The organism is Mesorhizobium sp. M0518 (genome assembly GCF_040321125.1).
GTDB lineage: Bacteria > Pseudomonadota > Alphaproteobacteria > Rhizobiales > Rhizobiaceae > Mesorhizobium.
Window position 1 is genome coordinate 15,736 of the sequence record NZ_JAMYQY010000007.1, and the last position, 21,578, is coordinate 37,313.

A 21,578-nucleotide genomic window follows, 5' to 3' on the forward strand; every position below is an offset into this window, starting at 1 on the left:
CTGCTGGTATCTTTTACCCATTACCCGTCACTGGACAGAGTTCCCATGCTCAGGATGGACCGTTCCGCTTGCCTCCGTCAACCATGGTTTTTGGACTATTGATCACAGCTTGCTGTAGTGGTTAGTGGCGCCAACCGACGTTCAGGGAGAATTTAGTGGGCAAATCATACGGGTCGCAGTCCATGGCCGGACCCCTGAAACGCGTGTTGATGCGGTCCGCCACGAGCGCCATGCGTCATGCCAGGGCACAGGAATGGCACTATGGTCCGGGGTTCGATCCGCAGAAGGCGGCGGCCCAGCATGAGCAGTTGACCAGCATGGTCGCGGCTTCCGGCGCCGAGATCGAATGGCTGACGGACGCCGATGACGGGCTGGCCGATTCCGTCTTCACCCATGATCCGTCGCTGATGACCGATCATGGCGCGATTATCCTTTCGATGGGCAAGGCGCTGCGCCGTGCCGAGCCCGGTCTGCACGAGGCAGCTTACAAGCGCATGGGGATCCCCATTCTCGGCCGGATCGACGATCCGGGCCAGGTGGAAGGCGGCGACTGTGTCTGGGTCGACGCAACCACGCTGGCCGTCGGTCGTGGCGTACGCACCAACCAGGACGGCATCCAGCAGCTTTCGAACCTGCTCTCGCCTAAGGGCATTTCGGTCTTCGGTTTCGATCTGCCGCTCTGGCACGGCGAGGAAGCCTGCCTGCATCTGATGTCGGTGATCAGCCCGCTCGCCGACGATCTGGCGCTGGTCTATGCGCCCTTGCTGCCGGCCGCCTTCTACCAGATGCTGCGGGCGCGCGGCATCAAGCTGGTCGAGGGCGATGCCGACGAGTTCTTCGCCTCCAGCGGGCTCAGTCTCAATGTGCTGCCGACCGCGCCGCGCCAGATCATTGCCGTTGCCGGCTTTCCCAGGACGGCGGCCGCCATGGAAGCGGCCGGCTGCACGGTCGCCACCTTCGATGCGGATGCGCTCTGCATCGCCTGCGAGGGCGGTCCGACCTGCCTGACGCGCCCGGTGCTGCGCCAATGATCGCCACTGGGGCCACCACTGGGACGACGGTCGGGGAGGCGTTGATTTCGCTGCTCGAAGCGCATGGCGTCGACACGGTGTTCGGGATTCCGGGCGTCCACACGGTCGAGCTCTACCGCGGGCTGGCGCGCTCGAAGATCCGCCACGTCACGCCGCGTCACGAACAGGGCGCCGGCTTCATGGCCGATGGCTATGCGCGCGCCAGCGGCAGGCCGGGCGTCGCCTTCGTCATCACCGGACCGGGGCTGACCAACACCATCACCGCCATGGGGCAGGCACGCGCTGATTCGGTGCCGATGCTGGTCATATCCGGCGTCAACGCCATGCCGACGCTGGGCAAGGGCCTCGGCCATCTGCATGAACTGCCGGATCAGCGCGGCATGATGGAGAAGGTGGCGCTGTTTTCGAAGCGCGTCACCGAGGCCAGCGAATTGCCCGCTGCTCTGGCGCAGGCCTTCGCCCTGTTTTCATTGGCCCGGCCCGGCCCGGTGCATATCGAGATCCCGACCGACGTCATGGTCAAGCCGGCGGATGGCATCGCTGCCATGCTGAGCAATGTGACGCCACCCGCGCCGGAAGGTGCCGCAATTGCCAGCGCGGCCAAACTCATCGCTGCCGCGCGCCGCCCGCTGATCCTGGTCGGCGGCGGCGCCAAACGCGCCGGGGCGCCATTGCGGCGTCTGGCCGAGCGGCTGGGAGCGCCGGTCGTCCAGACCACCAATGCGCGCGGCCTGCTGCATGGTCATCCGCTTTGCGTGCCGGCCAGTCCCAGCCTGAAGACAGTACGGGCGCTGATGGCCGAAGCCGATCTGGTCATTGCCGCCGGCACCGAATTCGGCCCGACCGACTATGACGGCTACAGCGATGGCGGCTTCGTCCTGCCCGCCAATCTGATCCGCATCGATATCGGCGCGGACCAGATTGCCCGCCGCCCGGCAACCGTTTCGATCCAGGCCGATTGCGCCGAGGCGCTCGAAGCGCTGCTTCTGGAAACGGGCCATGTCCGGGCAAGCGAGGGCGGTCCGTCGCGCGCCGCTGCTACACGAAAAGCAGCCTTTGCCGAGCTCAATCCGACCCTGCAGGCGCAAGTGCGTGCCGTCGAGATGATCCGCGACACCTTGCCGGGCGCGCTCATCGTCGGCGATTCGACGCAGCCGATCTATGCGGCCAACCTCTATTACGACCACGACCGCCCAGGCGGCTGGTTCAATGCCGCCACCGGCTTCGGCGCGCTTGGCTATGGCCCGCCGGCGGCGATTGGCGCGGCCCTTGCGATACCCGATGCGCCGGTTGTCTGCCTGACCGGCGACGGCGGCTTCCAGTTCACGCTGCCGGAGTTGGGCGCCGCGCTCGATGCGCGGGCGCCGGTCATCTTCATCGTCTGGAATAACAGAGGCTACCGCGAGATCGAAACCTCCATGCTCGATGTCGGTGTCGAGCCCGTCGGCGTATCGCCGGCGCCGCCCGATTTCTGCAAGCTGGCCGAGGCCTATGGCATCGGCGCCGAACGGCTTGCCGATATCGACGCTCTCGCGGACGCGTTGAAGCGCGCCCGGGCCACCGGACTGCCGCGCGTCATCGAAATCACGGTTGACTGAAGGACGGTGCTACGTATTTCCCGTCTCGACGGCCCTGAACCACGGCCGGCCGGTGGGCGGACGCATGCAAAGACGCGACAACTGCCATGTCGAGATGTCAATTGAGTGATGGCGCAAAAGGCGCGACGCTTCGCGTCGGCGGCACAGAAACGACCTAACGACAAAAAAATGACAGGAGCGTCCAAGATGACGGAAACACTTGAAGGCAAGCATATCGTCGTGACCGGTGGAACCGGTGCGCTCGGCGGTGCGGTTGTCGGCAAACTGCTGAGTGACGGCGCGATCTGCCATGTGCCCAACGCCCATGCTGCCGCCCCCACGCATTTCCCCTTTACCACGCATGACCGTGTCCAGCTGGTGCACAACGTCGATCTCTCGGACCCTGCCAAGGTCGAAGCGTTCTACAGCCAGGTTCCAGGCCTTTGGGGCTCGATCCATCTGGCCGGCGGCTTCACCTCGGCACCTGTTGAAAAGATCGAGTCGGCGTCCTTTGCCGAGATGATGGACACCAATGCGCGCACAGCCTTCCTGTGCTGCCGCGCCGCGGTACGCTCTATGCTCGCATCGGATACCGCGGGCCGTATCGTCAACGTCACCGCGCGCGCCGGGCTCGATCCGCGACGCGGCGCCGGCATGGTCGCTTACGCCGCCAGCAAGGCGGCGGTGGCAGCCATGACGGTGGCGATGGCCGAAGAGCTGAAGCACAAGGGCATCCTGGTCAATGCCGTGGCGCCGTCGACACTCGATACGCCGGCAAACCGCGCCGACATGCCGGATGCCGATGTCACCAGATGGGTCAGCCTCGAAGCCGCCGCCGAGGCCATCGCCTATCTGGCATCGCCGGCCAATCTGGCGATGAGTGGTACGCTGGTGCCGCTTTACGGCAGGGCGTAACCTTCCACCCTTTACCGCGGTCAAAGAAAAACCCCGCCGGATTGTTCCGGCGGGGTTTTGTTTTCGAGCCTGTGCGAAAACTTCGCTTCGAAGGGCTTCGCGGTGCGAAGGGCTTAGCTGCCCTGCTTCTTCAGCGCGGCACCCAGGATGTCGCCCAGCGAAGCGCCGGAGTCGGTCGAGCCGTACTGAGCGACCGCTTCCTTCTCTTCGGCGATTTCCAGCGCCTTGATCGAGACCTGCAGCTTGCGGGTCTTCTTGTCGAAGGCGATGACGCGCGCGTCGACCTTCTGGCCGACGGTGAAGCGCTCGGGGCGCTGCTCGTCGCGGTCACGGCTCAGATCGGAGCGCTTGATGAAGGTTTCGATGCCGCTGTCGACCAGCCGCACTTCCAGACCGCCATCCTTGACGCCGATGACTTCACAGGTGACGACCGCGTTCTTGCGCAGTTCGCCTGAAGTCGCCGCTTCGCCGACCGTATCCTTGGCCAGCTGCTTGATGCCGAGCGAGATGCGCTCCTTGTCGATGTCGACGTCGAGCACCTGCGCCTTGACCATGTCGCCGCGATTGTACTCTTCGATGACCTGCTCGCCCGGACGGGTCCAGTCGAGGTCGGAAAGGTGCACCATGCCGTCCACGTCGCCTTCGAGGCCGATGAACAGGCCGAACTCGGTCTTGTTCTTGACCTCGCCCTCGACCTGGCTGCCGACCGGATGGCTCGAGGCGAAAGCCTGCCACGGATTCTCGAGCGTCTGCTTGAGGCCGAGCGAGATGCGGCGCTTGGCCGGATCGACCTCGAGCACCACCACGTCGACTTCCTGGGTCGTCGACAGGATCTTGCCGGGATGCACGTTCTTCTTCGTCCACGACATTTCCGAAACGTGGATGAGACCCTCGATGCCCGGCTCCAGTTCGACGAACGCGCCGTAGTCGGTGATGTTGGTGACGGTACCCTTGATCTTCTTGCCGATCGGGAACTTGGTGCCGATCTCGGACCACGGATCGCTCTCGAGCTGCTTCATGCCGAGCGAGATGCGGTGGGTTTCCTGGTTGATGCGGATGATCTGCACCTTGACCGTCTGACCGATGTTGAGGATTTCGGTCGGATGGTTGACGCGGCGCCATGCCATGTCGGTGACATGCAGCAGGCCGTCGATGCCGCCGAGGTCGACGAACGCACCATAATCGGTGATGTTCTTGACGACGCCTTCGACAACCTGGCCTTCTTCGAGGTTCTGCACGATTTCCGAACGCTGTTCGGCGCGGCTCTCCTCAAGCACGGTACGGCGCGACACCACGATGTTGCCGCGGCGGCGATCCATCTTGAGGATCTCGAACGGCTGCGGGTTGTGCATCAGCGGGGAGACGTCGCGGATCGGGCGGATATCGACCTGGCTGCGCGGCAGGAAGGCCACGGCGCCGTCGAGGTCGACGGTGAAGCCGCCCTTGACCTGGTTGAAGATGACGCCTTCGACGCGCTCACCCTTGGTGAACTTCTCTTCCAGGCGGACCCAGCTCTCTTCGCGGCGGGCCTTTTCACGTGAAAGCATCGCTTCGCCAAGCGCGTTTTCGATGCGCTCGACATAGACTTCGACGGTGTCACCGACCTTGAGGGTGGTGTCCTTGCCCTTGACGCCGAATTCCTTCAGCGGCACGCGGCCTTCGACCTTGAGGCCGACGTCGATGATAGCCATGTCTTTTTCAATGGCGGTGATGATGCCCTTGACGACCTGACCTTCGCCGGAATGGCCGGCGGTAAAAGATTCTTCGAGCAGGCTCGCGAAATCGTCGCGAGTGGGATTTGCAGCTGACATTGTTTCTCCTGGAGTGCCCCGCATCTAAAAGCGGGACGGGCGCCGTGGGTTAGCGTTGCGTTTGGCCTACCGGCGTTCCGGGCTACAAAAACCCTGGGCCGCTCTTTAAACGGCAATTCCGGCGCATGAAGAATGCTGGCAGGCTGGTTCGTGCCCGATATGGGTATTTTCTTCGCCTCCGACAACGGAAATACGAGGGAAAACCCGGATCAGGCGTTGTCTCTTTTGGCCAGCACGTCGTCTATGATCGCCATGGCTGCAAGAAACGCGGCTTCTATAGCCATTTCGCTGGTATCAAGCAAGTGCGCGTCGGCCGCCGGCTTCAACGGTGAGTCCGCTCGACCCATGTCGCGCTCGTCGCGGCGCACGATATCGGCGAGGATCTCGGTGAAATCAGCGGTGCCGCCGATGCTTTCGATCTCCGACAGCCGGCGCTGTGCCCGCACCTCCGCGCTCGCTGTCACATAGAGTTTGATGTCGGCGTCGGGGCACACGACGGTGCCGATGTCGCGCCCATCGAGCACCGCACCCGGCGGCGTCTTGGCGAAGTCGCGCTGCTTTTCGACGAGGATGCGCCGCACCGTCGGGTACACCGCGACCTTGGAGGCAGCCTCGCCGACGGCATGCGCCGACAGCACCGCGCGGTCGAGCTTCGCCAGATCGACCTGGCGGGCAGCGGTTTCGGCCGCCGAGACATTGTCGAGCGGCAGCGCGTGCTGGATCAGCGCATAGGCGACGGCGCGATAGGTGAGGCCGGTGTCGAGCAGGTTCAGCCGGTAATGGTCGGCGAGTCGGCGGGCGAGGGTGCCTTTGCCGGCGCCGGCCGGGCCGTCGATAGCGATGGTGAAGGTGTGAGTCATTGGCGGGCCGCCGCGATTGACAGGTGCGATGAAGAAGACGGGCGCCGAGATTCTTCACACCCCCCTCTGTCCTGCCGGACATCTCCCCCGCAAGGGGGGAGATCAGCCATCACCGCTGACTTAGCCAATCGCCAATATTGCAGGATTGAATGGAGCGCCAAAGCCGCCAATCTCCCCCCTTGCGGGGGAGATGTCCGGCAGGACAGAGGGGGGTGCTGTCCCGCCAGCGTTGCAGTCTGGTCCCAAGCCATCGACTAGCCGATCTCCGCGCCCAGCCCCGTCATCAGCCCCATGAACTCCGGAAAGCTCGTCGCAATCATCGCGGCGTCATCGATCGTCACCGGCTTTTCCGTCGCCAGCCCCATGACCAAGAAACTCATGGCGATGCGGTGGTCGAGATGGGTCTGCACGGTCGTGTCCTGGCCGTTCGGATGGCCACCCAGCCCCTTGCCGCCCGGTTTTCCGCGCACGGCGAGCGAGGCCTCGCCCTCGGTGCAATCGACGCCGTTGAGCTTCAGCCCGTTGGCGACGGCCGACAGCCGGTCGGATTCCTTGACGCGCAGCTCCTCCAGCCCCTGCATCAGCGTCTCGCCCTCGGCGAAGCTCGCCGCGACCGCCAGCACCGGATACTCGTCGATCATCGACGGCGCCCGCTCGGGCGGCACGGTGACGCCCTTCAACTCGGAGTAGCGCACGCGCAAATCGGCGACGTCCTCGCCACCGGCGTTGCGCGGGTTCAAAATGTCGATCTTGCCGCCCATTTCCTGGAGCGTCAAAAGCAGGCCGGTGCGGGTCGGGTTCATCAGCACGTTCTCGATTGTGATGTCGGAACCCGGCACGATCAGCGCGGCCACCAGCGGGAAGCCGGCCGAGGACGGGTCGCCCGGCACGGCGATGGTCTGGCCGGTCAGTCTGCCCTGTCCTTCGATGAAGATGTGGCGCACGCCGCGCTCGTCGGTTTCGACCGACAGGTTCGCGCCGAATCCTCTGAGCATCTTTTCGGTGTGGTCGCGCGTCATGACGGGCTCGATGACGGTGGTGATGCCCGGCGTGTTCAGCCCGGCAAGCAGCACCGCCGACTTGACCTGCGCCGAGGCCATCGGCACACGATAGGTGATCGGCGCGGCATGCTTTGGCCCATGCAGCGTGATCGGCATGCGGTCACCCGGTGTCGCCTTCAGCACCTGCACGCCCATCTGGCGCAAGGGTTCCAGCACGCGGCCCATCGGCCGGCCCGACAGCGAGGCGTCGCCGATGAAGGTCGTCTCCATGTCATAAGTGCCGACAAGGCCCATGGTGAGCCGCGAGCCGGTGCCGGCATTGCCGAAATCGAGCGGGCCTTCCGGCTGCAGCAGTGCGCCATTGCCTGTGCCGCGGATCACCCACTCGTCGCCGTTCTTCTCGATATGTGCGCCCATAGCCTTCATGGCAGCACCTGTGCGCATCACGTCCTCGCCTTCGAGCAGGCCGGTGATGCGGGTCTCGCCCGAGGCGAGGCCGCCGAACATGAAGGAGCGGTGCGAGATCGACTTGTCGCCCGGCACGCGCGCGATACCAGAAAGGGCTGGGGATTGGCGGGCGGTGGCCGGCTTGGGCGCGGCGGCGTGAGACATGGAATTTCCCTGGACGGAATGCCGGCGGGCCGGCGCTTTTCATTTGTTGCGGCGGTCTCGTATCACGGCGGGCCGAAATGGTCATCCCCCATGGTCGTCACTGACGCGACGCCTTTCAACGTATGGTTTTGTGACGCCGGCTTTTCGCTTTGACAGCGCTGCAAACTGTGGTTAAGGGGACCACTCTTTTATTGACGAGGCTTGCCGTGGCAAAAACCGAACTTGGCACAAAACGTATCGACCCGGAGACGGGCCGAAAATTCTACGACCTGAACAAGGACCCGATCGTCTCGCCCTACACCGGCAAGACCTATCCGCGTTCCTATTTCGAGGAAGGCAAGATTGCCGCTCTCGAGGAGGAAGAGGAAGTGGCCGAGAAGGAAGTGGACGCCGAGGAAGAAGAGGGCGTTGAGGTCGTCTCGCTTGAAGAGGCCGACGAGGACGCCAAGGGCGACGACCTGCCGGATCTCGGCGACGACGAGGATGACGTCGACCTCGGCGACGACGAGGATGACACCTTCCTCGCCGACGAAGAGGAAGAAGATGACGACGTTGCCGACATGATCGGCGTCGGCGACGACGACGACGAGGTCTGATCGGCCTTGAAAGCGGGCGTTTGCAGGCTTTCGTAGCCTGCGAAGAAAAAGCGGCTCTTGAAGGCTTGATATTGACGAAAGGCGGGGTTAGAAGCCGCCTGCACTAACGGCGCGGTCTCCAACCCGCGCCGGATCTCTTCGCCGGAAACGGCGCCGGTTGACTGCCGGAAGTGGGGCCATAGCTCAGTTGGGAGAGCGCTTGAATGGCATTCAAGAGGTCGTCGGTTCGATCCCGATTGGCTCCACCAAACAGTCCCTCTGCAATTCGCAGCCGATGAATGTGCCGTACTGCGGTCATCTGCGTTTGATGGTCAGTTCAGGCAACGCCGCTGAAAGCGCCCCCATCAAACGGAACGAACCAGCCATTTCTCGAGAGCAACTGTTCGCCGGACAAAGTCTTCACTGTTCATGGAGCGCTTAGAGACTGAAAGCCAGCCCGATCACCACTCGGCGAAGGAGCCGTCCTTGTGGCGCCAGATCGGGTTGCGCCAGCGGTGGCCTTCCCTAGCGCGCTCCTTGACATAGTCCTCGTCGATCTCGACACCCAGGCCCGGGCCGTCGGGGATGGCGACATAGCCATCCTCGTAGCGGAAGACATCCTTGTTGGCGGCATAGTCGAGCAGGTCGTTGGAGGCGTTGTAGTGGATGCCGAGGCTCTGCTCCTGGATGAAGCAGTTGTAGCTGACCGCGTCGAGCTGCAGGCATGCGGCAAGCGCGATCGGCCCGAGCGGGCAGTGCGGCGCCACCGCGACGTCATAGGCTTCCGCCATCGCCGCGATCTTGCGGCATTCGGTGATGCCGCCGGCATGCGACAAATCGGGCTGGATGATGTCGACGACACCTTCCTCGAACACGGATTTGAAGTCCCAGCGGCTGTAGAGCCGCTCGCCGAGCGCAATCGGCGTCGAGCCAAGCGCGGCGATCTCCTTCAGCGCCTCGCGGTTTTCGCTGAGCACCGGCTCCTCGATGAACATCAGCCTGTAGGGCTCGAGCTCCTTGACCAGGGCGCGCGCCATCGGCCGGTGCACGCGGCCATGGAAATCGACGGCGATGCCGATGTTGGGCCCGACCGCCTCGCGCACCATGGCGACGCGTTCGATAGCCGCGTCGATCTTGTCATGGCTGTCGACGATCTGCAGTTCTTCCGTGCCGTTCATCTTGAGCGCCAGGAAGCCGCGCGCCACCATTTCCTTGGCACCGGCCGCGACCTCCGCCGGCCGGTCGCCGCCGATCCAGGAATAGACCTTGATCGTGTCGCGCAGCTTGCCGCCGAGCAGTTCATGCACCGGCACGCCGAGCGCCTTGCCCTTGATGTCCCACAGTGCCTGGTCGATGCCCGCAATGGCGCTCATCAGGATCGGCCCGCCACGATAGAAGCCGCCGCGGTGCATTACCGTCCAGTGGTCTTCAATCAGGCGGGGATCCTTGCCGATCAGGTAATCACCAAGCTCCTTGACCGCTGCCTCGACGGTCAGCGCCCGGCCTTCGACGACCGGCTCACCCCAGCCGGTGACGCCGGCATCGGTTTCGATCTTCAGGAACAGCCAGCGCGGCGGAACGATGTAGGTGGTGAGCGAGATGATTTTCATGCGCCGTCTCAGTTGCTCTTGAGTTTCTTGGCGCTGACGAGGTCGCGCGCCGCAAGGTCGAGGATTCGATTTGCCGCCCCGCGCGCCGCCTCCGCGTCGCGCATGCGCAGCGCCTCGACCACCTCGCGGTGCGCCGCCACGGCCTCCATGCGCCGGTCGAGCGAAATCACCGCCGTCGCCTCCAGCGAGAATTTCAGCCCGGTGTCGATCAGATTGCCGATCTGGCGAAAGATCGGGTTGTGGCTCGCTGTATAGACGATCTGGTGGAAGGCGATGTCGCTGCGCGAGAAGGCGGCGAGATCCTCGCCGGCGCCGGCCATGCCGCGCCATGCCGCTTCGAGATCGGCTATTTCCTGCAGCGTTGCGCGCGTGGCCGCCAGTTCGGCGACCAGCGGCTCGATGGCGCGGCGCGTTTCGAGGATGGCGTCGAACAGCTTGTCGTCCAGTGCATGCGGCGCGTGCCAGGCCAGCACCTGTGGGTCGATGATGTTCCAGTCGTCCTCGTTGCAGACGATCGTGCCGACGCGCGGCCGCGACAGCACCAGCCCCTTTGCCGCCAACACTTTCAGGGCCTCGCGGATGACAGTGCGGCTGACACCATATTCGACGCCGAGTTCGTTTTCGGTCGGCAAGGAGGATCCGGCCGGGTAGCGCCCGGAAAAGATGTCTGAGGCCATTGCCTTGGTCACATCGGGCATGACGCGCGGGCGGCGAGTGGCTGTGTCGCCTTGCGGTTTCTTCAAAGTCCCGGTCACCTCAGCCCTCCTCCAAGGCGGCGAACCGCTGGTTTCGCACAACCGATCCGCCATTAACGGATGCGGACTGATTGCGCCAGCGATTGCTGGTCAGAGCATGTACATTAATTATCATACCAGATCAATTGACGAGTATGATAAAAACGATTAGACACTCCGGCATCCGGGCTGAGCGCCCGGTCTATCGCTGGGAGGTAATCATGCGACTTTTGAAGACCGCGCTCGTCGCGGGCGCGCTTGCCGTGCTGTCCGTCACGACCATCGCTGCATATGCTCAGGACACCAAGATCGGTTTCATCGTCAAGCAGCCCGAGGAGCCGTGGTTCCAGGACGAATGGAAGTTCGCTGACCAGGCCGCCAAGGAGAAGGGCTTTACCCTGGTCAAGATCGGCGCCGAGGACGGTGAGAAGCTGATGTCGGCGATCGACAATCTCGGCGCCCAGGGCGCCCAGGGCTTCATCGTCTGCACACCGGACGTGAAGCTTGGCCCCGGCATCGTCGCCAAGGCCGCCGCCAACAATCTCAAGCTGATGACTGTCGACGACCGTCTGGTCGGCGCCGACGGCAAGGCGCTGGAAGACGTCCCGCATATGGGCATTTCGGCCACCAAGATCGGCGAAGCCGTCGGCCAGGCGATCGTCGACGAAATGAAGGCGCGCGGCTGGAAAGCCGACGAGGTTGGCGCCATCCGCGTCTCCTACGACCAGCTGCCGACGGCGGTCGATCGCGTCGAAGGTGCCATCTCGGTGCTGAAGGCAAACGGCTTCAAGGCCGAGAACATTTTTGACGCCCCGCAGGCCAAGACCGACACGGAAGCTGCCCTCAATGCGGCGACGGTCGTGCTCAACGCCCATGCCGACATCAAGAAGTGGGTTTCCTTCGGCCTCAACGACGAAGCGGTGCTCGGCGCCGTGCGTGCAGCCGAAAGCGTTGGCATTCCGGCGGACGGCATGATCGGTGTTGGCATTGGCGGCGCGGATTCGGCGATCAACGAGTTTAAGAAGCCGACGGCCACCGGCTTCGTCGGCACCGTGATCATCTCGCCGAAGCGTCATGGCTACGAGACGGCGCTCAACATGTATGACTGGGTTGCCAACAACAAGGAGCCGGAGAAGCTGATCCTGACCTCGGGTGCACTCGCCAAGCGCGACGACTACCAGAAGGTCCGCCAGGGTCTCGGCATCGAATAATCCTCCCTGTACAAACAGGCGGCGGCTCATCCCGCCGCCTGTTTGCCATTCCATAAGAGGATCGCTGCCCGTGTCCTTTCTCGACTTCTCGCACATCACCAAGACCTATCCGGGCGTCAAGGCGCTGTCGGACGTCTCGTTCGGTGTCGACAAAGGCGCCGTGCATGGTTTGATGGGCGAGAACGGCGCCGGCAAATCCACCCTGATCAAGATACTGTCCGGTGACCAGCATGCCGATCAGGGCGAGATCCGCATTGACGGTAGGGTTCAGGCCTATACCTCGACCCGGGATGCCTTCGACAATGGCGTCATTGTCATTCATCAGGAACTGCAACTCGTTCCTGAACTCACCGTTGCCGAAAACCTCAGCCTCGGTCGTTTCCCCGCCAACGCCGGCATCATCGCCGGCCGCCGGATGCTGGACGACGTCGGCGCCAAGCTGAAATCGGCCGGTATCGACATCGACATGCGCCGCAAGGTCAAGACGCTGTCGATCGGCGAACGCCAGATGGTCGAGATCGCCAAGGCGGTCATGCTCGACGCACGCGTTATCGCGCTGGACGAACCGACCTCGTCGCTTTCCTCGCGCGAAAGCGAAATCCTGTTTGCCCTGATCGACCGCCTGCGCGGCGAAGGCAAGGTCATCATCTATGTCTCGCACAGGCTCGACGAAGTGTTCCGGCTCTGCGACAGCCTGACCGTGCTGCGCGACGGCAAGCTCGCGGCGCACCATGCGTCGCTGAAAGGCGTCACCCGCGACCAGGTCGTCGCCGAGATGGTCGGCCGCGAGATTTCGGATATCTGGGGTTTTCGCGCACGAAAAACGGGCGATGTCCGCCTGAAGGTCGACGCTCTCAGCGGCCCCAAACTGAAGACGCCGGCCAGTTTCGAGGCGAGGGCAGGCGAGATCGTCGGCTTCTTCGGCCTGATCGGCGCCGGGCGCTCGGAACTGATGCGGCTGGTCTGTGGCGCCGATCCGCGCTCGGGCGGCAGCATCACCGTCGACGGCAAGCTGGTCCGTGCCGCCGATCCGCGTGGCACGATCCGGGCCGGCATCGTGCTGTGCTCGGAGGATCGCAAGCATGACGGCATCATCCAGGGCCGCTCGGTCGAGGAGAACATCAACATCTCGTCGCGGCGCCATCACACGCGCTTCGGCGTGCTCAACCGCGCCAGCGAGATCGCCACCGCCGAAACCTTCATCAAGAAGCTCAAGGTGCGCACGCCGTCGCGCAAGCAGGACATCATCAATCTCTCCGGCGGCAACCAGCAGAAGGTCATCCTTGGCCGCTGGCTGTCCGAACAAGGGGTGCGGGTTCTCATTGTCGACGAACCGACGCGCGGTATCGACGTAGGGGCCAAATCGGAAATCTACGAATTGCTCTACCAGCTTGCGCAGGACGGCATGGCGATCGTCGTGGTCTCGTCCGAACTGCCGGAAGTGATGGGCATCTGCGACCGTATTCTGGTGATGTGCGGTGGCCGCGTCAGCGCTGAACTCACCCGCGACCAGTTCGCCGAAAGGGCGATCCTGGCCGCCGCTCTCCCCGATCAGAAAACTCCCGACGCGATCGCATCCTGAGGACTTTGGCATGACCGACCAGTTGAAAAAAATCCTGCTCGGCGAACAGGGCCTCGTCGTCATCTTCGTCGTCGCCTTCGCGCTGGTGTCGGCTCTGGTGCCGAACTTCCTTACGGACCGCAACATGCTCGGCCTGCTGCAGTCGGTGGTCACCGTCGGCATCGTCGCCTGCACCATGATGTTCTGCCTCGCCGCGCGCGACTTCGACCTGTCGGTCGGTTCGATCGTCGCCTTTGCCGGCATGGTCGCTGTGATGGCGTCGAATTACACCGGCTCGATCCTGCTTGGCCTGCTGGCGGCAATCGCCTGCGGCGCTTTCGTCGGCTTCATCAACGGCGTCGTCATCGCCAAATTCCGCATCAACGCGCTGATCACGACGCTGGCCACCATGCAGATCGTGCGCGGCTTTGCGCTGATCGCGTCCGACGGCCGTGCCGTCGGCATCAACAGCTCGGATTTCTATCAGCTGGCGCTCTCGAAACTGCTCGGCATACCGACGCCGGTCTGGGTGCTCGCTATCCTGTTTTGCATCTTCGGCTTCGTCCTCAACCGCACCGTCTTCGGCAAGAACACGCTGGCCATCGGCGGCAATCCGGAGGCCTCGCGTCTTGCCGGCGTCAATGTCGACCGGACGCGCATCTGGATTTTTGCGCTGCAGGGCGTCGTCTGCGGCATCGCCGGCATCCTGCTGGCGTCGCGCATCACCTCCGGCCAGCCCAACGCGGCGGTCGGGCTCGAACTCTCGGTCATCTCGGCCTGCGTGCTCGGCGGTGTTTCGCTTGCCGGCGGCCGCGCCACCATGTCGGGCGTCATCGTCGGCGTGCTGATCATGGGCATCGCCGAAAACGCCATGAACCTGCTCAACATCCCGGCCTTCTACCAGTACATCGTACGTGGCGTGATCCTGCTGCTGGCCGTGCTGCTCGACAATCTGCGCTCGTCGGCACTGGGCCGGCGCTAAGCTGGAGGGACAAAAATGGCTGAGCGCCTTTCCGGCAAACGCATCTTCCTGACCGGCGCCGCGCAAGGCATCGGGCTGGCCATCGCCGAGGCCTGCCTTGCCGAAGGTGCAAGACTGTTCCTCGTCGACCGCGACGGCGCACTGCTGGACAAGGCCGTCGCCGGCCTTGCCGCGCCGCACGGCCATGTCGGGCATGCGGCAGCCGACATCAGCGACGGAGCCGCGATTGCCACTGCCGTCGGCCAAGCGACCGACGAAATCGGCCACATCAACGCGCTGATCAACAATGCCGGGGTCAATGTGTTCTCGACGCCGCTCAAGGCGACCGAGGAAGAGTGGAACCGCAATTTCGACCTCAACGTCAAGGGCGCCTGGAATTGCAGCAAGGCTGTGCTGCCGGGCATGATTACAAGCGGCGGCGGCGCCATCCTCAACATCGCCTCGACGCACAGCTTCACCATCATTCCGCACACCTTCCCCTATCCCGTCGCCAAGCACGCTCTGCTCGGCCTGACCAAATCGCTGGCGCTCGAATATGCGGCGCAAGGCGTGCGCGTGAACGCGCTGGCGCCGGGCTATGTCGAGACGCAGAAGGCGATCGACTACTGGAACAGCTTTGCCGATCCGGCCGCAGCACGCGCCAACACCATGGCGCTGCATCCCGGCGGCCGCATCGCCACGGCGCACGAGATCGCGCTTGCCGCGGTGTTCATGATTTCCGACGAGTGCCCGTTCATGAACGCGGCGACGCTCGTCGTCGATGGCGGGCTGAGCCAGCTGCAGCATCCCGCCTGAACGCCGGAAAGACCATGACCAAGAGACGATCGCAGCATTGGTTCGGCGGGCTGGGCAAGGATGCCTTCATCCACCGCAGCTGGATGAAGAACAACGGCCTGCCCGACGATGCTTTCGACGGCCGCCCGGTGATCGGCATCTGCAACACCTTCTCCGAATTCACGCCTTGCCACGTGCATTTCCGTGGCCTGATCGAGCACATCAAGGCCGGCGTCCTGGAAGCTGGCGGCCTGCCGCTCGAATTCCCGGTCTTCTCTTGCGGCGAGTCCAATCTGCGGCCGACGGCGATGCTGTTTCGCAACCTCGCCTCAATGGATGTCGAGGAGGCGATCCGCGGCAACCCGATGGACGGCGTCGTGCTGATGGCAGGCTGCGACAAGACCACGCCGTCGCTGGTCATGGGCGCGGCCTCTTGCAATCTGCCGTCGATCGTCATTTCCGGCGGACCGATGCTCAATGGCCGCTTTCAGGGACGGGAGATCGGTTCCGGCACCGATGTGTGGAGATTCTCCGAGGATGTCCGCGCCGGCGTGATGAGCGAGCAGGATTTCGCCAATGCCGAGAGCGCCATGTCGCGCTCGCCCGGCCACTGCATGACCATGGGCACGGCCTCGACCATGGCCTCGATGGTCGAGGCGCTCGGCCTGGCGCTGCCCGGCAACGCCGCCTATCCGGCGGTCGACGCGCGCCGCAGCCGCATCGCCCGCATGACCGGGCGGCGCATCGTCGAGATGGTCGATGAGAATCTGCGCCCGTCGGCCATCCTCACGAAGGCGGCCTTCGCCAACGCAATCCGTGTCAATAGTGCCATCGGCGGCTCGACCAATGCGGTCGTGCATCTGCTGGCGATTGCCGGCCGTGTCGGCACCGAGCTGACGCTGGACGATTGGGATCGATATGGCCGCGATGTGCCGACCATCCTCGACCTGATGCCGTCCGGCCGCTTCCTGATGGAGGATTTCTGCTACGCCGGCGGCATTCCGGCCGTCATGAAAGAGATCGCCAGTCGGCTTGATCTCGACGCGCTGACGGTCACCGGCAAGACCGTGCGCGACAACATTGCCGATGCCCAAAACTACAATCCCGAGGTTATCCGCCCGCGCGACAAGGCGCTTACCGCCCAGGGCGGCATCGCGGTGCTGCGCGGCAATCTGGCGCCGGACGGCGCCATCACTCAAACCTTCAGCCGCGTTGCCAGGATTGATGAAGCATCGCGGCCGCGCCGTCGTGTTCGAGGACATCGACGACTACAAGGCGCGCGTCGACGATCCCGCGCTCGATATCGACGAGAGCTCGGTCATGGTGCTGAAGAATTGCGGCCCCAAGGGCTATCCGGGGATGGCCGAGGTCGGCAACATGGCTCTGCCTCGGAAGCTGCTGAAGCAAGGCGTCCGCGACATGATACGCATCTCCGACGCCCGCATGTCCGGTACCGCCTTCGGCACCGTCGTTCTGCACGCTGCACCGGAAGCCGCCGTCGGCGGTCCGCTGGCGCTGGTCAGGAGCGGCGACTTCATCGAACTCGATGTCGAAGCAAGAAAGCTGCATCTCGACGTGTCGGAACAGGAACTGGCGCGGCGGCGGACATCCTGGGCTCCGCCGGAGCCGGCGATGCGCGGCGGCTATCAGGGACTTTATGTCGACCATGTTCTGCAGGCGGATCGCGGCGCCGATCTCGACTTTCTCGTCGGATGCCGTGGCCATGCTATCCCTCGCGAAAGCCATTGAGGCTGACCTGCATGCCCAATTTCCAGCCTGACGATTTCCACGGCATTCACGCCATTCTCTACGCGCTGTTCGACAGCGACGAAAAACTCGACCGCGCAGCGATGCGCAGGCAGGTCGAGATTTGCCTGGCGAGCGGCGTGCACGGCATGGCGGCGCTCGGCCTGGCGACGGAAGTCGCCAAGCTGACCGACGCCGAGCGCCGGACGATCATGGACTGGACAGCCGAAGACACCGCCGGAAAAGTGCCGCTCGCCTTCACCATCTTCGGTTCTTCTGTGGCTGAGCAGGTGGCGCAGGTTCGGCACGCCGAAAGCGTCGGAGCGGATTGGGTGATCCTGCAGCCGCCGCCCGTCGGATCCTATGGTACGCCGGAATACATCAGCTTCTTCGGCCGCGTTGCCGAGGCGACCGATCTGCCGGTGGCGATCCAGAACGCGCCGGCGTTTTTCGGGCGCGGCCTTTCATCAGACGAAATCCGCGACCTCGTCACGCTGTATCCCAACGTAAGGCTGATCAAGGGCGAGGGTCCGGTTACCGACATCGCCGGGCTGATCGAGCGTACCGATGGCCGGATACCGGTTTTCAACGGGCGTGGCGGCCTGGAACTGATCGACAATTTCCGCATCGGTTGCCGCGGCATGATCCTGGCGCCGGATTGCGCCGACTATGCCGTGCGCGCCTATCATGCGTTCCGCGCCGGAGGCGAAGCCACGGCCGAGGCTGAATATGCAAGAATGTTGCCGGCAGCGGTCTTCGTCATGCAAGGCATCGAAAACTTGATCTGCTATGGCAAGCGGCTGTTCGGCGCCCGCGCAGGCATCCCGATACACGACCGGGCTCCGGCGATGCGGCCCAGCGAGCCTGGCCTCGCGATGGTGGAGCGCTTTGCGGTTGATCTCGGTCGGTTGCCTGGCTGAACGGCAACTGCCTTTCAATAGGTCGTCCGCCCACCCGACAGGTCGAACGTGGAGGCGGTTGTAAAACTGTTCTCCTTGGAGACGAGCCAGGCGACCATGGCGGCGGCCTCGTCGACCTCCAGCAGGCGGCCGCGCGGAATGCGCGAGCGCATATATTCGATATGCTCCGGCGTCAGCTGTTCGAGAATGCGCGTCTGCGCCGTGGCTGGCGAGATGCAGTTCACCGCGATGTCGTACTGCGCCAGTTCCTTGCCGAGCGACTTGGTCAGGCCAATGACCGCCGCCTTCGAGGCCGAATAGGCTGATGCGTTGGGGTTGCCCTCCTTGCCGGCGACCGAGGCGATGTTGACGATGCGCCCGTAATTGCGCTCCTTCATTCCCGGAACCACCGCCCGGTTGACGTAGAACGTGCCGTTCACATTGACGTCGATGACCTTCTTCCACGTCTCGATGTCGTAGACGTCGAGCGGGGCGGCCGGGCCCGCGATCCCGGCGGAATTGACCAGAATGGAAATCTTGCCGGCGCGCTCTTCGGTCCTGGCGCGCGCGGCATCCACCGACGCCCAGTCGGCGACATCCACCAATTCTGTCGAAGCGGCGCTGCCGAGTTCTTCTCGTGCGGTCTCGAGACGTGCCTCATCGAGGTCCCACAAGCTGACCGTCGCGCCGGAGGCAACGAAGCGTCTGGCCATCGCGAAGCCGAGGCCCTGGGCGCCGCCGGTGACGACAGCGTGCTGGCCGTCAAGATCGATGCTGTTCATGTCGAGCGGTTCTTTCCGTTTGAGATTTTTCGTGGGCGCCCGCCGGCCTGTGCAGGCGGGCGATATCGCTACATGGTCGCGCCAAGGCTCCACGGCACGAACTCGTTGTCGCCATAGCCGAGCGCTTCCGACCTGGTGCGCCCGCCGGATGCCACGCGCAGGATCTCGGCGAAGATTTCCCGGCCCTTCTCGGCCAGCGAGACGCCGTCCAGTACATCCCCGCAATTGATGTCCATGTCCTCGCGCATCTGCTCGAAGATAAAGGTGTTGGAGGCAAGCTTGATCGAGGGCGTCGGCTTGCATCCGAAGGCCGAACCGCGGCCGGTGGTGAAGCACAATATGTTGGCGCCGCCGGCGACCTGCCCGGTGGCCGAGACCGGGTCGTAGCCGGGCGTGTCCATGAAGACGAGGCCGCGCTCGTTGATCGGCTCGGCATATTCCAGCACCGCGCGCAGATTGGTGGTGCCGCCCTTGGCGGAGGCGCCGAGCGATTTCTCCAGGATGGTCGTCAGCCCGCCCAGCTTGTTGCCGGGCGAGGGGTTGTTGTTCATCTCCATGTCGTGCCTGGCGGTATAATCCTCCCACCAGCGGATGCGTTCGATCAGCTTTTCACCCACTGCGCGGCTCTCGGCGCGCAAGGTGAGGAGATGTTCGGCGCCATAGATCTCCGGCGTCTCCGAAAGCACGGCCGTGCCGCCTTGCGCGACAAGCAGGTCCACCGCCGCGCCAAGTGCCGGATTGGCGCTGATGCCGGAATAGCCGTCCGAGCCGCCGCATTGCAGCGCAAGCACCAGTTCGGAGGCCGGCTGCGGCGTCCTTTCGGCGGCGTTCACCGTAGGCAGCATGTCGACGATCGCCTTGACGCCGGCTTCGACCGTCTTTCGCGTGCCGCCGGTTTCCTGGATGGTCATTGTGCGGAAGGTCGTGCTCTCCTCGATGTTGTAGGATTGCATCCAGCGTGGGATCTGGAACGCTTCGCAGCCGAGCCCGACCATCAGCACGCCGCCGACATTGGGGTTCGTGGCAAAGCCCCATTGCGTGCGCTTCAGCAGGTCGTAAGCGGGGCCTTTGGTGTCGATGCCGCAGCCGGTGCCGTGGACGAGCGCAATGACGCCATCGACATTGGGATAGTCGCGCAGGATGCCGGACCGGTTGACTTCGTCGGCGATGAACCGGGCGACGCTGGCAGAGCAGTTCACCGAGGTCAGGACGGCAATGAAGTTGCGCGTGCCCACCTTGCCGCTCGGCCGGCGGTAACCCATGAAAGTAGCGCGCTCGGCCTCGGCAACGACCTCGGTTTGCCTGGTATTGGTGCCGAAGACGTAGTCGCGTTCGAAATTGCGCAGATACACATTGTGCTCGTGAACCCAGTCGCCGGCGACGATGGATCCCCGCGCAAAACCAATGGTCTGGCCGTATTTCACGATCGGCTCGTCCGAGCCGATGTCGCGGAAGGCCATTTTGTGCCCGCGCGGTATGCGTGCCCTGGCCGCCACGTCCCCGGCTTTGTCGCCGATTTTCAACGGATCGACCGCCAGAAGAATGTTGTCGATATCCGACAGCTTGATGAACCGTGCCATGACCCAAACTCTGAAAAAGCTCCCCCCGACAAGGAGCGCCGAGAGGCAAAAGTGATTTGGAATACTAATATAACAGAATGTCAGTGGTCAAGGTGCGGTTGCGAAAGGCCTGGACTGCAGGGCGTTGCGGCGGATCGGTTAGGTGAGTGGCGTGCAATGAGTGCGCCTTGCGGCGCAGTTTGAGGGCGGCAAACGGCTGGATGAAAGAACGGACCGCCGCACGGCCGGGACACGGTCAGTCGAGATGGAAGACCTCTTCCATGGCCGCCCGCCATTCGCCCGTCGGCGCGCGTCGGCAGCGGCGTCTGCATGGGGTCGCACAACTCCCACCGTTCTCCGGTTCGCGCAGGAAGATCGAATAGTTGCGGATGTCGGCGCGACTGATGACGTCCAGCACCTCGGGCCAGACGGCGGCGTGGACGCGCTTGTAGTCCGCGATCGCCTCGGCTTTCACGCCGATACAAAGCCCCATTCTTTGCATGCCGGTTGCTCGCGAGGCTTCAGTCGAGAAGGTCGGCGGCGACTTCGAGCGTGTTGCGGAACGACGTCTCGAGATGATGTTCCATGGCCCTTGCCGCCCCCTCGGCGTCGTGGCGCTTCAGCGCGTCGAAAATGGCCTCGTGCTGCTCGATCGTCTGTTCGCCATAACCCGGTCTTGGGATGGCGAGATAGCGTCCGCGGTCCATCTGTGCCTTCGAGATGTCGACGGCTCTCCAGATCATCGGCAGGCCGCAGATCTCGGCTATGGTGCGGTGGAAGACATCGTCGAGCTGTATCGCGGTGGCATATCTGCCGCGCGATATGGCAAGCCGGTGCGCCGCCATGTTGTCTTCCAGCAATTCGCTGGCTGCCGCTGTGAACTTGGCGGCCGCGCGTCGGGCGCTTTCCATCTCCAGGGCCCGCCGGATGACATAGGCTTCTTCCAGGTCGGCCCGGCTGATCGGAGCGACATAGGTGCCGGTCTGTGCCAGGATTTTGACCAGGCCCTCGTCGCTGATGCGCTTGACCGCTTCGCGAACGGGGGTGCGAGACACCCCCAGGGCCTCCGCGATGGCGACCTCGTTGATCACCTCCCCCGGCTTCAGCTGCCCGACGACGATCAGGTTGCGGATCTTGTGGTAGATCTGATCGCGGAGCGGAAGAGCCCGATTGAGCGTCGAAGGATCCAGGTCCATTGCAAATCCGTGTCTTCGTTCACCAGAAATGGCCAGATAATACTAGAATGTCAATTGGCACGCATCCAATGGAAGCGTCGGGTGTCGGTGGACACGATGCCCATAAACGACCGCCGGAATCCAGCTTGCCAGAACTGTTATA

Annotated in this window: 17 protein-coding genes, 1 tRNA gene and 2 pseudogenes; 11 read left to right on the forward strand and 9 right to left on the reverse strand. The window is 63.8% G+C overall.

Translation table 11 applies throughout. The features are described from left to right. Nucleotides 1-182 precede the first annotated feature (182 nt). From NKI66_RS11915 to NKI66_RS11925, 3 genes are all read left to right on the forward strand, one after another. Nucleotides 183-1,031: a dimethylarginine dimethylaminohydrolase family protein gene (locus NKI66_RS11915; protein ID WP_128302804.1), complete on the forward strand. Its 849-nt coding sequence runs from the start codon at nucleotides 183-185 to the stop codon at nucleotides 1,029-1,031. Then, nucleotides 1,028-2,629, forward strand: coding sequence for a 5-guanidino-2-oxopentanoate decarboxylase (locus tag NKI66_RS11920; RefSeq protein WP_352751704.1), 1,602 nt, complete (start codon nucleotides 1,028-1,030; stop codon nucleotides 2,627-2,629). The genes NKI66_RS11915 and NKI66_RS11920 overlap by 4 nt, the downstream gene beginning before the upstream one ends. Nucleotides 2,630-2,815: 186 nt before the next feature. Then, complete coding sequence (locus NKI66_RS11925; RefSeq protein WP_023811515.1) at nucleotides 2,816-3,523, forward strand: SDR family NAD(P)-dependent oxidoreductase; 708 nt, start codon at nucleotides 2,816-2,818, stop codon at nucleotides 3,521-3,523. Between the two features lie 113 nt (nucleotides 3,524-3,636). Here NKI66_RS11925 and rpsA read toward each other — a convergent pair whose 3' ends face one another. The 3 genes from rpsA to aroA form a co-directional block, all read right to left on the reverse strand. Beyond that, complete coding sequence (gene rpsA, locus NKI66_RS11930; protein ID WP_023811516.1) at nucleotides 3,637-5,334, reverse strand: 30S ribosomal protein S1; 1,698 nt, start codon at nucleotides 5,332-5,334, stop codon at nucleotides 3,637-3,639. A 209-nt stretch (nucleotides 5,335-5,543) separates the two neighbouring features. Then, the gene (gene cmk, locus NKI66_RS11935) at nucleotides 5,544-6,194 is read right to left on the reverse strand and encodes a (d)CMP kinase (protein WP_352673244.1); all 651 of its coding nucleotides are present in this window, start codon (nucleotides 6,192-6,194) and stop codon (nucleotides 5,544-5,546) included. A gap of 254 nt (nucleotides 6,195-6,448) precedes the next feature. After that, nucleotides 6,449-7,807, reverse strand: coding sequence for a 3-phosphoshikimate 1-carboxyvinyltransferase (gene aroA / locus NKI66_RS11940; RefSeq protein ID WP_023811518.1), 1,359 nt, complete (start codon nucleotides 7,805-7,807; stop codon nucleotides 6,449-6,451). A gap of 206 nt (nucleotides 7,808-8,013) precedes the next feature. On the opposite strand from aroA, the gene NKI66_RS11945 reads away from it, so the two are divergent. After that, on the forward strand, nucleotides 8,014-8,403 hold the full coding sequence (locus tag NKI66_RS11945) for a TIGR02300 family protein (RefSeq protein ID WP_023811519.1): 390 nt from the start codon (nucleotides 8,014-8,016) through the stop codon (nucleotides 8,401-8,403). Between the two features lie 172 nt (nucleotides 8,404-8,575). Further along, nucleotides 8,576-8,651, forward strand: a tRNA-Ala gene (locus tag NKI66_RS11950). A gap of 192 nt (nucleotides 8,652-8,843) precedes the next feature. Here the strand turns inward: NKI66_RS11950 and dgoD are convergent. Next, nucleotides 8,844-9,992, reverse strand: a complete 1,149-nt coding sequence (gene dgoD, locus NKI66_RS11955; RefSeq protein ID WP_023811520.1) for a galactonate dehydratase — start codon at nucleotides 9,990-9,992, stop codon at nucleotides 8,844-8,846. A gap of 8 nt (nucleotides 9,993-10,000) precedes the next feature. Continuing rightward, nucleotides 10,001-10,690, reverse strand: a complete 690-nt coding sequence (locus NKI66_RS11960) for a FadR/GntR family transcriptional regulator (protein ID WP_245273229.1) — start codon at nucleotides 10,688-10,690, stop codon at nucleotides 10,001-10,003. A gap of 257 nt (nucleotides 10,691-10,947) precedes the next feature. On the opposite strand from NKI66_RS11960, the gene NKI66_RS11965 reads away from it, so the two are divergent. From NKI66_RS11965 to NKI66_RS11990, 6 genes and pseudogenes are all read left to right on the forward strand, one after another. Continuing rightward, entirely contained in the window at nucleotides 10,948-11,937 is a 990-nt protein-coding gene (locus NKI66_RS11965; protein WP_023811522.1) for an arabinose ABC transporter substrate-binding protein, read from the forward strand. 70 nt (nucleotides 11,938-12,007) lie between these two features. Then, the gene (araG, locus tag NKI66_RS11970) at nucleotides 12,008-13,519 is read left to right on the forward strand and encodes an L-arabinose ABC transporter ATP-binding protein AraG (RefSeq protein ID WP_023811523.1); all 1,512 of its coding nucleotides are present in this window, start codon (nucleotides 12,008-12,010) and stop codon (nucleotides 13,517-13,519) included. A gap of 10 nt (nucleotides 13,520-13,529) precedes the next feature. Further along, nucleotides 13,530-14,480, forward strand: coding sequence for an L-arabinose ABC transporter permease AraH (gene araH / locus NKI66_RS11975; protein ID WP_023811524.1), 951 nt, complete (start codon nucleotides 13,530-13,532; stop codon nucleotides 14,478-14,480). 15 nt (nucleotides 14,481-14,495) lie between these two features. Then, nucleotides 14,496-15,275 (forward strand): SDR family oxidoreductase, encoded by a 780-nt coding sequence (locus tag NKI66_RS11980; protein WP_023811525.1) that lies wholly within the window; start codon nucleotides 14,496-14,498, stop codon nucleotides 15,273-15,275. 14 nt (nucleotides 15,276-15,289) lie between these two features. Next, nucleotides 15,290-17,003, forward strand: a pseudogene (gene araD / locus NKI66_RS11985) (L-arabinonate dehydratase). Between the two features lie 11 nt (nucleotides 17,004-17,014). Further along, nucleotides 17,015-17,920, forward strand: a complete 906-nt coding sequence (locus NKI66_RS11990) for a dihydrodipicolinate synthase family protein (RefSeq protein ID WP_023811527.1) — start codon at nucleotides 17,015-17,017, stop codon at nucleotides 17,918-17,920. 14 nt (nucleotides 17,921-17,934) lie between these two features. On the opposite strand, the gene NKI66_RS11995 is transcribed toward NKI66_RS11990, so the two are convergent. From NKI66_RS11995 to NKI66_RS12010, 4 genes and pseudogenes are all read right to left on the reverse strand, one after another. Continuing rightward, nucleotides 17,935-18,681: an SDR family NAD(P)-dependent oxidoreductase gene (locus NKI66_RS11995; protein ID WP_023811528.1), complete on the reverse strand. Its 747-nt coding sequence runs from the start codon at nucleotides 18,679-18,681 to the stop codon at nucleotides 17,935-17,937. Between the two features lie 68 nt (nucleotides 18,682-18,749). Continuing rightward, nucleotides 18,750-20,261 carry a UxaA family hydrolase gene (locus NKI66_RS12000; RefSeq protein WP_023811529.1) on the reverse strand — a complete coding sequence of 504 codons (1,512 nt, stop codon included), beginning with the start codon at nucleotides 20,259-20,261 and terminating at the stop codon, nucleotides 18,750-18,752. Between the two features lie 337 nt (nucleotides 20,262-20,598). Next, nucleotides 20,599-20,742, reverse strand: a pseudogene (locus NKI66_RS32670) (L-rhamnose mutarotase); the annotation flags it as partial. Nucleotides 20,743-20,761: 19 nt separating this feature from the next. Further along, nucleotides 20,762-21,436 carry a GntR family transcriptional regulator gene (locus NKI66_RS12010; RefSeq protein WP_128287601.1) on the reverse strand — a complete coding sequence of 225 codons (675 nt, stop codon included), beginning with the start codon at nucleotides 21,434-21,436 and terminating at the stop codon, nucleotides 20,762-20,764. Nucleotides 21,437-21,578: the final 142 nt, after the last annotated feature.

What these genes read in the sequence shown, in the direction of transcription:
- NKI66_RS11920 (WP_352751704.1), top strand. Translation starts at nt 1,028, where the DNA reads ATGATCGCCACTGGGGCCACCACTGGGACGACGGTCGGGGAGGCGTTG.
- NKI66_RS11915 (WP_128302804.1), top strand. Translation starts at nt 183, where the DNA reads ATGGCCGGACCCCTGAAACGCGTGTTGATGCGGTCCGCCACGAGCGCC.
- NKI66_RS11980 (WP_023811525.1), top strand. Translation starts at nt 14,496, where the DNA reads ATGGCTGAGCGCCTTTCCGGCAAACGCATCTTCCTGACCGGCGCCGCG.
- NKI66_RS12010 (WP_128287601.1), bottom strand. Translation starts at nt 21,436, where the DNA reads ATGGACCTGGATCCTTCGACGCTCAATCGGGCTCTTCCGCTCCGCGAT.
- dgoD (WP_023811520.1), bottom strand. Translation starts at nt 9,992, where the DNA reads ATGAAAATCATCTCGCTCACCACCTACATCGTTCCGCCGCGCTGGCTG.
- NKI66_RS11990 (WP_023811527.1), top strand. Translation starts at nt 17,015, where the DNA reads ATGCCCAATTTCCAGCCTGACGATTTCCACGGCATTCACGCCATTCTC.
- NKI66_RS11925 (WP_023811515.1), top strand. Translation starts at nt 2,816, where the DNA reads ATGACGGAAACACTTGAAGGCAAGCATATCGTCGTGACCGGTGGAACC.
- cmk (WP_352673244.1), bottom strand. Translation starts at nt 6,194, where the DNA reads ATGACTCACACCTTCACCATCGCTATCGACGGCCCGGCCGGCGCCGGC.
- NKI66_RS11965 (WP_023811522.1), top strand. Translation starts at nt 10,948, where the DNA reads ATGCGACTTTTGAAGACCGCGCTCGTCGCGGGCGCGCTTGCCGTGCTG.
- NKI66_RS11995 (WP_023811528.1), bottom strand. Translation starts at nt 18,681, where the DNA reads ATGAACAGCATCGATCTTGACGGCCAGCACGCTGTCGTCACCGGCGGC.
- NKI66_RS11960 (WP_245273229.1), bottom strand. Translation starts at nt 10,690, where the DNA reads ATGCCCGATGTGACCAAGGCAATGGCCTCAGACATCTTTTCCGGGCGC.
- araH (WP_023811524.1), top strand. Translation starts at nt 13,530, where the DNA reads ATGACCGACCAGTTGAAAAAAATCCTGCTCGGCGAACAGGGCCTCGTC.
- rpsA (WP_023811516.1), bottom strand. Translation starts at nt 5,334, where the DNA reads ATGTCAGCTGCAAATCCCACTCGCGACGATTTCGCGAGCCTGCTCGAA.
- NKI66_RS12000 (WP_023811529.1), bottom strand. Translation starts at nt 20,261, where the DNA reads ATGGCACGGTTCATCAAGCTGTCGGATATCGACAACATTCTTCTGGCG.
- aroA (WP_023811518.1), bottom strand. Translation starts at nt 7,807, where the DNA reads ATGTCTCACGCCGCCGCGCCCAAGCCGGCCACCGCCCGCCAATCCCCA.